The sequence below is a fragment of the Bdellovibrionota bacterium genome, assembly GCA_040386775.1.
Taxonomy (GTDB): domain Bacteria; phylum Bdellovibrionota; class Bdellovibrionia; order Bdellovibrionales; family JAEYZS01; genus JAEYZS01.
Window position 1 is genome coordinate 69,304 of record JAZKEU010000012.1, and the last position, 13,557, is coordinate 82,860.

Below are 13,557 nucleotides of genomic sequence, written 5' to 3' on the forward strand. Positions count from 1 at the left end.
ATTTTTTAAATGCTACTCAATAGAGTTCACCACGTTATAATCAGCAAAAAAACTTTCTACAGTTTCAACCTTTACTAAAACGATTTCGTTATTTTGTGTTTTCTCTTGAATATTCAGGACTGCTCGCCTACAGAAAGGACCTTTTTTAAAATCGAATTCTTTTTTTCCTATACTGACAACATGTCTATTCGCACCCTGATGGTAGCAAGAAATAGAAGCAATAACCTTCTTACGGAAATACAAAAGAAAAACATTATCATCTTCGCTTGTAGCCTGAGAAATACCATCCACTTGGATCTCTTCTATTTTATCCTCAGCAAAAGCAGGATTTTGAAAATCCACGGTACAAATCGCGGTGCAAACCATAATGATCATTATTTTACTTAAAAATACCTTTTTCAAAGTTATCTCGCCTATGTATAGTTAATTATCACAGTGGCGTAGAACGGCATAAAAAGAGCTACAATAATCAATTTAAATAAAATTGAATCGCCAGAAAAAGTAAAATGCAAGACTTGGGCCGATGAAAAAAGCCAATCCCAATATATTTGATCTAATGGATTTTAAGCGAACAGTTTTTGTTTGAATTCTTAATCCAAGTCCATGTAAAGTCCTCATGAATTAAGGTGGGGACCTTGAAAACAATATTAATAATTCTAGTGGCTTTCACGCTACCTATGCACTTATGGACAATCCAGAGTTATGCATGGGATCCTACTCCTCTGTGGTCGGAGAATAGACCTACGCCTGTCGACGGTCTTTCAAACCCTTTTAATCTTGATACAAATGAACTTGCTAGACAAAATTTGCAAGGCCGAAAACATGCGTTGAGCTATCCGGTAACAGCAACTGGAATTCTGCTTCCCTACTACCCTATAAAAACCATTTTAGAATCTGACACCGAAAATCCAATCAAAAAAATTCTATACAAATTTATCAAAGGTGTTGCCGAGGTAAAAAGTTTTGATGATATGAATCGATGGTTAGGCCTCAATACCTATCCTTCAGAAGTGGGTGAAGGTGCCTATATGGTCCCTCGTCCTGACAATATTTTAGAAGAACGTATGGGATTTACTCTCATGCAAAGAAACAATGCTCTGGGCTTTACTCATTCTTGCGCCGCTTGCCACAGCAATAATCTCTTTGGCAAAAAAATCATTGGACTTACAAATAGATTTCCTAGGGCAAATGATTATTTTGTGAAAGGTAAAAAGGCATTTCACGCCATCAACGAAATCACCTTCAGTATGGTGAGCAATCCTACAAAAGCTGAACTCAATATGATAAGAGAAACAAAAAACAATTTAAAGTTTCTCGAAGCAAGAAATCCTGTTTTGCTCGGTCTTGATACCTCTCTTGCCCATGTGGCAATTTCTTTAAGCCGTAGAGCCAAAAATGAATATGCAGATAAGAATCTTGCCAATGCATTATTTCCTAGAGCCGAACCACTAAGAACCTTTGTTGCTGATTCCAAACCCGCAGTTTGGTGGAATGTAAAATACAAAAACAAATGGTTATTGGATGGATCTGTCGTTGCAGGAAATCCAATTCTTACAAATATCCTCTGGAATGAAATTGGCAGAGGATCAAATCTTCGCATTTTAGAAAATTGGTTGAATAATAATAAAAATATTGTAGACGAACTAACAACTGCAGTCTTTGCAAGTGAAGCTCCTCGCATGACAGATTTCTTTGATGATCAACGTTTTGATCTTCAAAAAGCAATTCAAGGTCAACGCGCATTTGAGACTGCAAAGTGCGCAAGATGCCATGGCACCTATAAAAAAGCCTGGGATCTTCCTCCTGAAGATTTGGCAAAACTTTCTTGGAAGGATAAATTCAAAACCACAGAAGTTCATTACCCCGAAGACACTTTAGTTCGAAATGTAGGAACCGATCCAAATCGCTGGAAAGGCATGGCTTCCCTTGAGCAATTGAATGACTTAGCCATTTCAAAAAACAACGGGATTAAGGTTAAACTTCAAGAAGGTTACGTTCCTCCTCCTCTCGTGGGAATCTGGGCAAGATGGCCGTACCTCCACAATAACTCCATTCCAAATCTTTGCGCTCTCATGACTCCTCCCGAGTTAAGACCTCCCAGCTATTATTCAGGTGAATCTATCAGCACAGAAACGGATTTTGATTTTGAATGCAATGGCTATCCATTGGGCGAAAAAACTCCAAAAAATTGGAAAAAGAAAGCCTTTCTTTACGATACAAAGAGAGTCGGATTATCCAATAGCGGGCACTACAAAAAAATCTTTCAAGATGAACACGGCAGTGAAATCCTGACTGTAGACGATAAAAAAGCTCTCATTCACTTCCTTCAGACTCTATAAAACCACTTTAAGATATATTTTTTGACATTATTGTACTTTTGAATATGATTTAAGCATGAGAATCAAATCTACACTCTTAATGCTTGGGCTATTCGTCGGACTATTTTCACTCACTTTTTCTAACTTTTCATTTGCCACAGAAGATGAAGATTTAGAAATCATACCCCGAAGCAGCTATGATCGTTCTTTTATTTCTCCGCTCACTCCCGCAGAAATCTATACAAGAACCCAATCTGTTTTAGAGTACTACAATTCTCCTGTTTTATCGACTGGCCAAGAGGAGCTCGTTAAGATGAATAACCTCCAAAGTTATTCCAATATTCAAAAACTTTTAAAGTATTTTGATAAGCAAAATACTTTCGACAAACTCTTTACACTCTCCTCAAACGAACTTAAAGGTTTCGAAGATTTCAATGGAAAAACAAAACAAACTCTAAACATCAAACTCAATCCAACAGCCGCACCGACAACTTTCCAGCGCCTAGGAACACCAAGCTCACCTCTACGTGGGCTCCGAGTAGCTATTGACCCGGGCCATATGGGTGAATCTCAATGGGATGAAATGACTGGAAAGTATGTTAAACATCAAGGAAAATACCTGAGCGAAGGAGTCATGGCACTACAGACTTCTTTACTTTTACAAAGCGAGCTCAAAGCATTAGGGGCCGAAGTTGAGCTGACTAGAATGGGAATGGTTCCGGTCACGGAGATGAAGTATGAAGACTTGCCTGTAACAAAGTTTGCAAAAACCGAGCTTCTCGAACATGTTTACTCACCTTGGTTTCTAAAGCTTCTTTCAAGCGGTACAGGAAGCGTGCTTCATAAAGCTTTTGATCAGAACGCTGATAGAAAAAAACTTTGGTCAGATACTTCTCGCTACAATTACTTCATCCTGAAAGAAGATCTTTGGGCAAGAGCTGATAAGATCAATAATTTTAAACCCGACATAGTTCTCATCATTCACTATGACGTGTTACCAAACAGCGGAGATGGGCACGCCGTAAACCCTCAAGCCCCAAATCAAACAAAAATTTATGTTGCAGGCTCTTACTTTGATATCGAATTTGGCTCTAGAAAAGCCCGAAAACAATTTGCCAAAAAACTCTTGGACCAAAATCAATGGAACGAGTCTATTAACTTGAGTAGAAATATTCTTGATCAATTCAATTCTCAAATGGGCTTGAGCTATCCGAGTGGCTCCGAAGGCAGCATTCCTGTCGCACCAGGAATTTTTGCTAGAAACCTAACTCTTCCGAGATTCCTAGAAGCTCCTGCAGTGGCATATCTAGAGTGTTTGTTCTATAACCGCCCCCAAGAGTTCTCTGCATTTACAAATACTAAATATCCGATGATTATCAATGGCGTAAACTACCCTTATTCAGATCGCTTAAAACAAGTGGTTAGCTCTATTAAAGCTGGCGTAGTCAATTACGTTAACAATATCGAAAGTTCCCTGTAAAAAATATTGTAATTCATCTTGAGTCTTTTCATATGTAGTAAGACATGATTCTATGCTTTGCAAATGCATAGAATCTTACTTATTTTAATTTTTCCTATTTTAGCCTACTCTCAAGATTATCAACTTGTGACTGGGAAAACTTGCGATGGTTATCCTCAAATTTCTGTTGGAAGCATTCCTGGAAGCTGCATCGGCCTCGTAGCCTCATCGCAGCTCAAAGACAAAAATGGAGAGACCTTAAAGTTCCCAAGAAAAATTATAGAATTAAAACCTAATTTATTTTTAATTTCAGACATGGGGGGATGGGAACCACCCTTTCAAGGAAAAATCTGGCTACTAGATTCATCTCAAAATAAACTTACTAAGTTAATTGATAAACTCACCTTACCACACGGACTTGCCATCGGCCCTGATGGAATGATCTATGTCGGCGAAATGGGATTGATTTTTAAGTTTGACCCGAACTCACCAAAGCCAAGCCAAACTTGCCAAACTGTAATTCACAATCTCCCGTCTACAGTGCTTCGAACAAAAGGCAATCCTTGCATAGATGAGAAAGTTTCCAAAGCAACACAGGAAATCAGCCATCCCTTAGTGAGTTTTACTTTTTCAAAGAATCCCAGCACAGCAGGAAACCTAATTGTGAATAGTGGGAGCTCTTCCGACAATTGCACAGACAAATCTGGAAAAATCAAAGTCGACTCACAGGGAAGATGTTCTGAGATGGAAGGATCAAATCCTGGCGCGTCAGTAAGAGAATACGAATATCTAGGCAATGGAAATTGGAATCCAAATTTTAGAATTTTAGCTCGCGGCCTTAGGAACTCCATGGTTCTTGTGTCGCATGAATCTGGAAATATAATTCAAATGGAAAACTCCATGGACTTCCCCGATGCAAAAGAACCTTTTGAAGAAATAAATATCTTAAAAGAAGCACGTCATTATGGATGGCCTTATTGTTTTAACTTCAAAGGTCAAAACCCAATTTACAATTTATTCTTCAAGTGCGATGGAACAAATAAAAGCTATGAAGAACCTTATGCCCTTATACCGCCGCACACCGCTCCTCTGGATGGTTTGTATTATTCAGGAAATATGTTTCCAGAATTACAGAATACCTTACTTGTGAGCTGGCACGGCTATCGTGGTACAGGACAAAGAATTGTATCATACCCCACAAATACGGATGGATTGCCGTATGTTTCGCAAGATACATTTTACTACAATAGCTACAATCCAAAAACCGATAAAACACAAAAAATTCAAGCCAATCCTGCTGGTGGACTTGTTAGAACCGCTTCTTATACAGAGGTTGTATTTGATTGGTACAAAGTACCGAACTTACGGCCAATAGGTGCTCCAGTTGGCCTGACTGTCGCAAGTGATGGAGCCATTTGGGTAGTTGAAGATAAAAACAAAACCATCTTAAGAATTGCCAAGGGAAAAAGTTCTAATGACAATGGATCAAATCAAAATTCCAGCACATTAGACGAAAAGAAATTCAACGATTCTGTATTTATGGCTAGATGGTCAAAAATCCAAAAAAATATTTTAACTCCGCAATGTGCTACTTGCCATAACCAAGTTCAGAATCAAAACGGCAAAGAACTTATTAAGGAACTAGTTTCTTCGGGCTGGATGAATCCTGGAAATTCATCTGAAAGTTTAATTGTAAAACGCTTAAAAGGTGGAGAAATGCGATTGATGCCTCCACAAGGCCCGCTTCAAACTAGGGATATTCAAGCTATCGAACAATTTATCGATGATCTGGATTAATTCTTAGACTTGACTCTTATTGCTTTAAATTTCATTCTTTAAAGCAATGAAACAATTTGCATTGGCATTATCTTTACTACTTACAACTTCTTTGCATGCGGAAGAAAGCGAAAAGTCATCGCAGATTACTCCTTCGCAAGAAGAAAAATTTGCAGCCATAGTCCAATATACGAATGGTAAAACTGAATTGGATTTCAAAGATCTTATAACTTTCGACAAAACAATCGAGGTTCCTAAGAATGCCAATATCAAGGTGGTCACACAAAAAAGATGTGTAGCTGTATTTTATGAAAATACGAAGTTGCAATCTCCTACTGACAAAGTTTCTCCGTGGAAAATTTTATCTGGAAATGTAAGGTGGATCTGCCCAGAAGATCGGGTCGAACGTATAGTTTACAAAGACACAGAAATCCAAGTACAGAATGGAGAATTTCTTTTGCTGGGAAATCAACTCACCGCAATTCGAGATAACGTTCGTTATGATGGAAAAGATTTAAAGCTCGAAACTATTTATGTCTATAAGAATGGAAAATGGCTTTCTCTCAAGGAACAACCAGATCCTTATGACCTATGGAAAAAACATGATAAATTCCCTCCTCCACTTGAGAGTACGAGATTAAAAATGGAAAAACCAATTGATCCTTACGTCACAAGAGTATTCTTAAATGTTGCTCCTGTGGGCATTGCAGGATTCTATCACCATGAATTAGAAAATACTGTGAGTGAGTTTGATATGGACACTCATGCGTTCAGACTTGGCACAAATTTTCCTTGGAGAGGTAAATCTATATTTACATTTCTAGAATTCAATCAAGGTGAATCAAAGGACAATAAAAATCAGTCCATGGGGCCTCCTCCTATTGGTTTCAGATCTATTCGCTTTGAGGCCTTCACTCTTGGATTGGGGCTAAGACATAGTCACGTAAGTAGTTCATCCTACTATTACTACTTAGGACTCACAAGACAGCGTGTAGAGTTTCACTTAAGGCCAGAGAGTTCCTCTTTTTATGATGGGGAGATTGAATATCCTTACAACATTACTGTTGGAGGCGGATATCAAAAAATATTCTGGGCAAAGAATTGGATTTCACTCGTGATTGGAGTGGATTTAAAACTGATTCAAAGTTTATCTCAAGGAAAAGTTGAATACTTTAATCAGCCCTTTTCAGAAACCAAGGATCCACGTAGCACGATCACCGAATATGCTGGCTTTTTATACCTCGGCCCGACATTTAACTTTTAGAGAATTCAACTTCTAGAATTCATTCTTAATATCTTTTAGATCACCAGGAATTTCATCCGTAGGCGGAATCCATTTCTCTGGTTCGCCCAAGATAGCTACAGCTTCTGTAGATTTAAACTCTATATCTTCCTTCACAAGAGGTGAAGTTTGTCTGATTTGAATAATCGTTTCTTTTTCAATAGGTTTTACTATTAAGATTGGTGTAGCTAATTCTTTCGAAACTACATCCTGTAAAGACTCTTGTGTTTCTGCTTTTGTAACTTTATCGGCAATCGCAACATCAACTTGCTCTCCGCCTTTAACAATAACTTTATTCTTAGTTTTTATCTGCTCGACTTCCACTTCGCCCTTGAGAGTTGCCTGTTTTGTTATTTCTTTATTTGGATCGTAACCGACATAAAAATCTGTACCTCTGACTCCAACTACAGCACTCGGAGTTTTCACTTTGAATTGCGTCTGGTTATCTTTACTTTTCTGTTCATTCTTTTTTCCATCAAAGAAAGTTCTCATCTTTCCATAAGTCAAATTGAGTAGGCTTGGAGTTTGTGAACCCTTAACAACTTTAGCTATGGATATTCTAGAGTTAGGACTCAAAGTGATTAGACCGTTTGCCAATTTTACCTTTGCTCTTGATCCAGCTTGAGTCACAAGAACATCTGTACAGAGAATTGAATAAGGCGCTTCAATACGGATGGCCACACGATTTAGGTCTTCGCCAGCTTGAGCACGTAGAACTTCAACCTTCCCGGTAATTTGAATTACTTCACCACATACTTTGGATGCATAGGCGTTTTGAGAAACAAAAAATAAAAATAGATTTAAGACGCAAAAAAACCTCATACACTATCTCCTCGTGAGTATTGTATAAGGTTTTATCTTTACTGACGATTAAACGTTTGTCTACTTAGATACAACGAACTGATTGTCCTTCAGTACCTAGTGCACCATATGGTCCATTGCTGTTCATTTGTAAAGTCCAACCTGAACACTGCTGTGGGTAATCACAACGAACTGGCTGACCTTGATAGAAGTAGATACCTTGACATGATTGTGATTGGCCGTATTGCCCGTTCCCAGCATTATTACAATTTGGATTGTAATAAGTAGAACCATTACCGTACTGACCTTGGTTGTTCTGGCTATAACATTGGTTATTATTGCTATTGCTGTCTTTAGAACTCTTGCTACAGTTAACTAAGAACAGTAAGCAGGGTAACAACATTAGTACTTTTGCAAATCTGATCAAATTGTAGTTTTTCATAATCTCTCTCTTTGTTTTATTAAACTTACACAACCTATTAGAGCAAGCCTTGAGCCAACTCAGGACAATTTTAAATTTAATAAATACCAGTAAAATCAATATGTTGAATAAGTGAGAATATTAGGTTTATCCCTAGAGCCAGCTCAGAACGTAAATTGTCATTCAGCTGTTAAAGTTATACACCTTAGTTGCTCGGTCTATTTTTGAAGTTCTGAGTTGATGAGGGCTGTGATATCGGAAGCTGTCCAATTGATTGAGCCTGATATCTTCTTAATAAGCTTTCTATCTTTATTTAATATATAGGACTCAGGAAGCTTAAAAGTCCCAAAGCTTTCGGCTAGCATATAGTTAGGGTCTTTTAACATGTATATATTAGGATTAGAGGTATCGTAGTTTTTTAAAAAGTCCATCATAGCCTTTTGATCATTATCTAACGAAAGTGCTACTAAGGCCACTTGCCCACTGGCTTGATCGATTAGCTTAAGTAAAGAGGGAATTTCTTCAACGCAAGGTCCACACCATGAAGCCCAGAAATTTATGATGATTACTTTTTGATTTAATTGAGAGAGTTTAAAAATAGAATCATTGATCGTTGGCGCCTGAAAGTCTTGAAGACCTGCATTCATCATCTCTTCAATTTTTCCAGTTTGATTTTGAATGCTCTCTAACTCGGGACTATTATCACTGAGAATTGCGCGATAGATAAAATAAAAAACGCCCAAGATTATGAATACAAAAAACAGTGTTGCTATCTTTTTACTCTTCATCGGGCGTCTTTAATCCTTATATTCAAATATTTACTATTTAAACTTCGGAATTACTTCTTAGCAACTTTTGCTTTTTTTGCAGGCTTTGCTGCTTTTGCTTTCTTAGCTGGTTTCTTTGCAGCGGCTTTCTCTTTAGTTCCTTCAGTTGTAGCTGCTGGAAGCTCATAATCAACCCATTCAATAAGCGCCATTTCAGCCATATCACCGGGTCTGTTGCCAAGTTTCATGATACGTGTGTATCCACCTGGTCTTGATTTAAATCTTGGAGATAAATCATCCATAATTGCTTTTGCTGTGTCTTTGCAATTTAATCTAGAAATTAAAAGTCTTCTTGAATTCAAGTCACCTTTTTTACCAAGTGTAACTGCTCTTTCAACGTGTCTTTTTAATTCTTTTGCTTTTGCAACAGTAGTTTTGATTCTACCGTGTTCAACAAGAGAAATCGTAAGTGAACGAAGAAGTGCTCTTCTTGCATCTGAACTTCTACCTAAATGTGCCGTGGCCGCCTTATGTCTCATGACAATTCCTACCTAATACAGTGCTCACTGGTGTAAGCACTAGTTGATAATTATTACTAGTTCGTTTTTCTTGGTTGATCTGGATCCCAGCCTTGTGGAGGCCAGCCGTCGATTTTCATACCAAGTGATAATCCCATTTCAGAAAGAAGTTCTTTAATTTCATTTAAAGATTTTCTACCGAAGTTTTTTGTTTTCAACATTTCTGCTTCAGATCTAGTTACCAATTCACCGATATATCTGATGTTTGCGTTCTTTAAGCAGTTCGCACTTCTTACTGAAAGTTCTAAATCATCAACTGATCTAAAGAGATTTTCGTTAAGCTTAGGTGAAGATGTTGTTTCTTGACCTTCTTCAGGCTCAACAGATTCATCAAAATTGATGAACACTTGAAGTTGTTCTTTCATGATTTTTGAACTGAGTGAAAGAGCTTCTTCAGGCTTGATTGATCCATCTGTCCAAACCTCAAGAGTTAAAGCATCGTAGTCAGTTCTTTGACCAACACGAGCATTTGCCACATTGTAGTTTACTCTCTTGATTGGAGAGAAAAGGCTATCCACCGGAATAAATCCAACTGGGAAACCTTTTGAATGAGCTTCTGCAGGAACATATCCACGACCGAAGTTCACGATGATTTCAGCATCGATCTTACCATTAGCACCAACTGTGCAAATGTGTTGATCTGGATTCAAGATTTCAAGACCATCCACTAACTGCATGTCTCCAGCAGTGATCGTGCAAGGACCTTGTTTTTGAATTCTAACTGTCTTTTGTTCAGAATCGAATTGTTTGAAACGAACTTGTTTCAGGTTCAAAATGATGTCTGTTACGTCTTCCATTACATCAGGAATCGTAGAGAATTCATGTAGAACGCCTTCGAATCTTGCTGCAGAAACTGCAGATCCCATCATTGAACTTAAAAGGATTCTTCTAAGTGAGTTACCGATAGTAACTCCGTATCCTTTTTCAAGTGGACGGATCACAAATTTACCGTAAGTAGCTCTCAATGTGTCTTTATCCACATCGAAGCTTTTTGGTTTAATGAGATCTCTCCAGAACTTGTAATAGTATTCTTGCATTTTAAAAACTCCCTATGGCCTAAATGAACAATAATCAAAAATAAATAAATCAAAAATCCGCTAGTAACAGTGCCCTCTAGATAAGAGCACTAAGATTAAACTCTTCTTCTCTTTGGAGGACGACAACCGTTGTGAGGCACTCCAGTCACATCTTTGATTGTAGAAACTCTGATACCAGCAGCACCTACAGCTCTGATTGCAGTTTCTCTACCAGCTCCCGGTCCGCTAACGAAAACATCAACAGATTTTAGACCGTGCTCAAGAGCTTTCTTACAAGCATCTTCAGCAGTCAATTGAGCTGCATATGGAGTTCCTTTTCTGCTTCCTTTGAAACCTAACATTCCACCAGTAGACCATGAAACCGTATTTCCACCAGTGTCAGTGATCGTAACGATAGTGTTACCGAAACCTGCAAAAATATAGCAACGTCCTACGGAAACGTTCTTTTTAACTTTTTTCTTTACCGGCTTATTCTTTGCTTCGGCTTTTTGTGTATTCTCAGACATTTAAATTAACTCCTCTGGTCTTCAGCGCTCTCTGTGAAGAGCACTAACTCTTATCTTTAGCTATTAAACAGCTTTTTTCTTGTTAGCCACAGTCTTACGTGGACCTTTTCTTGTTCTTGTATTTGTTTTAGTTCTTTGACCACGTACTGGAAGACCTTTTCTATGTCTCATTCCACGGTAACATCCTAAATCCATCAATCTCTTGATTGAAAGAGAAACGTCTTTTCTCAAGTCCCCTTCAACTTTCATATCTCTATCTAAAATTTCACGAATTTTAGCTACGTCAGCGTCAGTCAATGTATCCGTTCTTAAAGACGGAGCGAATCCAGCCTCTTTACAGATTTTTGAAGCAGTCACACGGCCAATTCCGTAGATGTATGTTAATGCAATTTCAATTCTTTTGTTTCTTGGTAAATCAACACCTGAAATACGTGCCATTTTTTATCCCTGCCTTTGCTTATGCTTTGGATTTTCGCAAATAACTCTAATAGTGCCTTGACGACGAATCATCTTGCACTTCTTGCAAATTCTCTTAACTGACGCTCGAACCTTCATAATAAATTCCTCTGGTCATACTTTCATTTAAATATATTTAATAGACAAATGACCGCAAACTTTACCTGCGGGACTTACACCTGTCTAGTGGTTTTGTTACTATTTTTCTAATTCTTGTATAATTCGCTTGTAAATCTCTTCTTGGCTACCTAATCCATCGATGGATTTAAATAGGCCCATTCTCTTATAAAAATCTTTCAAAGGAGCTGTATTTACCTCATAAACATCCAGCCTCTTAGCAATGACGTCTTCCTTATCGTCAGGCCTTTGAACCACTTCACCGCCACAATTGTCACACTTTCCTGCAACCTTTGTAGGGAAAGAGTCCACATGGTAGGTAGCCCCGCAGTTTTTACATACGCGACGACCTATAAGTCGACTCTTTAAATTATCTTGCGACACTTCCAGAAACAGCGCAACTCCGACAGTTCTATTTAACCCTTTCAGAAGGTCATTTAGGGCCTCAGCCTGCTTAATGTTTCTTGGAAAACCATCCAAAATAAACTTCTTATCCTGATTCTTTTCCAAAACCTCTTTAATGAGATTAATAGTTAGAATATCAGGCACCAAATTTCCAGCGTCGATAAAGCTTTTTGCTTCAAGGCCGAGGGGTGTTTGGGCTTTTATTGCGTTCCTAAACAAATCGCCTGAACTGATTTGCTTATATCCTTTTTTATCGACAAGTAGTGCCGACTGAGTTCCTTTGCCAGATCCAGGGGCACCGAAAATCAAAAGGTTCAATATTGTACCCTCCTACCTCTAATTTTAGTTCCTTTAAGGAAACTCTCATATTTTTGAGAGATAAGGTAAGATTGAATTTGTTGAGTTGTATCTAAAGCAACACCAACAACGATCAATAAACTTGTTCCACCAAATTGGAAAGGAATACCTGTGTAATTAGAAATCAATGTCGGCATGATACAAATAGCACTGATGTACATCGCGCCACCCACGTTGATTCTGTTTAAAACTTTCATGATATATTCAGAGGTTGAAGTTCCAGAACGAATTCCTGGAATAAATCCACCATTCTTCTTCAAGTTCTCTGCTACATCACTAGGATTAAATACTACTTCTGTATAGAAGAAACAGAAGAATGTGATCAATCCAACAAATGCGATGTTAAACAAAGGACCTTGAAACGATAATGAATCACGCAGATTAATCAACCATGGTGCTTGGCTAAACTGTGCAATTGTCGCAGGGAACATCAATAAGCTTGAAGCAAAGATCGGAGGAATAACTCCAGAGAAGTTCAGCTTCAATGGAAGATAATTCGTGTTCGATGACATTTGCGTTCTACCCGCTTGTCTCTGAGAGTGTTGAATTGGAATTCTTCTTTGACCAGTTTCCAAGAAAATGATCGCTCCGATTACAACTATCATTAAAGCTAAGATTGCGATGGCTACGATTGGAAGAAGTTGGTTTTGATTAATAAGGTTTAACATCTTCATGAAACCGCTCGGAATTCCAGCAACGATACCTGAAAAAATAATTAAGCTTACGCCGTTTCCGATTCCTCTTTCCGTGATTTGTTCACCCAACCACATGATGAAACAAGTTCCCGCTGTGAGTGTGATGATTGTCATTAGCTCGAATGGAATTGGCCCTACGAATGCAGAATGCACCAATGGAATTCCACCGTTAGTTTGTGACTTTAAGAACGTGCTGATCCCGTAGCCTTGAATAACTGCAAGAACAATAGTCCCATACCTTGTGTATTGATTGATTTTCTTTTGTCCCTGCTGACCTTCTTTTTTCAAAGATTCAAGAGCCGGAACCACAGCTGTTAAAAGCTGAAAAATGATCGAGCTAGAAATATAAGGCATGATCCCTAAAGCAAAGATTGAAAATTGCTCTAAAGCTCCACCCGTGAATGTATTGAAGAGTCCGAAGATTCCACCTGCTTGAGATTGGAAGAACGCAATAACTTGTGTTGCATCCACTCCAGGAGTCGGAACGTGTACACCAATTCTGTACACAATCAAAACGCCTAGGGTAAATAGGATTCTCTTTCTTAACTCTGGATTTATAACAATGTTTGATACGCCTGACAC

At 38.2% G+C, this 13,557-nt stretch carries 14 protein-coding genes; 4 read left to right on the forward strand and 10 right to left on the reverse strand.

Going from position 1 to position 13,557, the window contains the following annotated elements; all coding sequences use genetic code 11:
* Nucleotides 1-12 precede the first annotated feature (12 nt).
* Nucleotides 13-402 carry a hypothetical protein gene (locus V4596_07025; protein MES2768883.1) on the reverse strand — a complete coding sequence of 130 codons (390 nt, stop codon included), beginning with the start codon at nt 400-402 and terminating at the stop codon, nt 13-15.
* Between the two features lie 233 nt (nt 403-635).
* Here V4596_07025 and V4596_07030 point away from each other — a divergent pair, with 233 nt between their 5' ends.
* From V4596_07030 to V4596_07045, 4 genes are all read left to right on the forward strand, one after another.
* A complete protein-coding gene (locus V4596_07030) occupies nt 636-2,339 on the forward strand; it encodes a hypothetical protein (protein ID MES2768884.1) in 1,704 nt (567 codons plus the stop codon).
* A 55-nt stretch (nt 2,340-2,394) separates the two neighbouring features.
* A complete protein-coding gene (locus tag V4596_07035; GenBank protein MES2768885.1) occupies nt 2,395-3,798 on the forward strand; it encodes a hypothetical protein in 1,404 nt (467 codons plus the stop codon).
* 63 nt (nt 3,799-3,861) lie between these two features.
* Nucleotides 3,862-5,574, forward strand: coding sequence for a PQQ-dependent sugar dehydrogenase (locus tag V4596_07040; GenBank protein ID MES2768886.1), 1,713 nt, complete (start codon nt 3,862-3,864; stop codon nt 5,572-5,574).
* A 46-nt stretch (nt 5,575-5,620) separates the two neighbouring features.
* Nucleotides 5,621-6,817, forward strand: a complete 1,197-nt coding sequence (locus V4596_07045) for a hypothetical protein (GenBank protein MES2768887.1) — start codon at nt 5,621-5,623, stop codon at nt 6,815-6,817.
* A 12-nt stretch (nt 6,818-6,829) separates the two neighbouring features.
* Here the strand turns inward: V4596_07045 and V4596_07050 are convergent, their stop codons facing one another.
* The 9 genes from V4596_07050 to secY form a co-directional block, all read right to left on the reverse strand.
* The gene (locus V4596_07050; GenBank protein ID MES2768888.1) at nt 6,830-7,657 is read right to left on the reverse strand and encodes a FecR family protein; all 828 of its coding nucleotides are present in this window, start codon (nt 7,655-7,657) and stop codon (nt 6,830-6,832) included.
* A 618-nt stretch (nt 7,658-8,275) separates the two neighbouring features.
* Nucleotides 8,276-8,845, reverse strand: coding sequence for a TlpA disulfide reductase family protein (locus V4596_07055; protein MES2768889.1), 570 nt, complete (start codon nt 8,843-8,845; stop codon nt 8,276-8,278).
* Between the two features lie 50 nt (nt 8,846-8,895).
* The gene (rplQ, locus tag V4596_07060) at nt 8,896-9,363 is read right to left on the reverse strand and encodes a 50S ribosomal protein L17 (protein MES2768890.1); all 468 of its coding nucleotides are present in this window, start codon (nt 9,361-9,363) and stop codon (nt 8,896-8,898) included.
* A 56-nt stretch (nt 9,364-9,419) separates the two neighbouring features.
* Nucleotides 9,420-10,439, reverse strand: coding sequence for a DNA-directed RNA polymerase subunit alpha (locus tag V4596_07065; protein ID MES2768891.1), 1,020 nt, complete (start codon nt 10,437-10,439; stop codon nt 9,420-9,422).
* A gap of 95 nt (nt 10,440-10,534) precedes the next feature.
* Complete coding sequence (rpsK, locus tag V4596_07070; protein MES2768892.1) at nt 10,535-10,945, reverse strand: 30S ribosomal protein S11; 411 nt, start codon at nt 10,943-10,945, stop codon at nt 10,535-10,537.
* A 63-nt stretch (nt 10,946-11,008) separates the two neighbouring features.
* Nucleotides 11,009-11,383: a 30S ribosomal protein S13 gene (rpsM, locus tag V4596_07075; GenBank protein ID MES2768893.1), complete on the reverse strand. Its 375-nt coding sequence runs from the start codon at nt 11,381-11,383 to the stop codon at nt 11,009-11,011.
* Between the two features lie 3 nt (nt 11,384-11,386).
* Nucleotides 11,387-11,500, reverse strand: a complete 114-nt coding sequence (rpmJ, locus tag V4596_07080; GenBank protein ID MES2768894.1) for a 50S ribosomal protein L36 — start codon at nt 11,498-11,500, stop codon at nt 11,387-11,389.
* A 99-nt stretch (nt 11,501-11,599) separates the two neighbouring features.
* The gene (locus V4596_07085; GenBank protein ID MES2768895.1) at nt 11,600-12,241 is read right to left on the reverse strand and encodes an adenylate kinase; all 642 of its coding nucleotides are present in this window, start codon (nt 12,239-12,241) and stop codon (nt 11,600-11,602) included.
* A complete protein-coding gene (gene secY / locus V4596_07090) occupies nt 12,238-13,557 on the reverse strand; it encodes a preprotein translocase subunit SecY (GenBank protein MES2768896.1) in 1,320 nt (439 codons plus the stop codon). The genes V4596_07085 and secY overlap by 4 nt, the downstream gene beginning before the upstream one ends.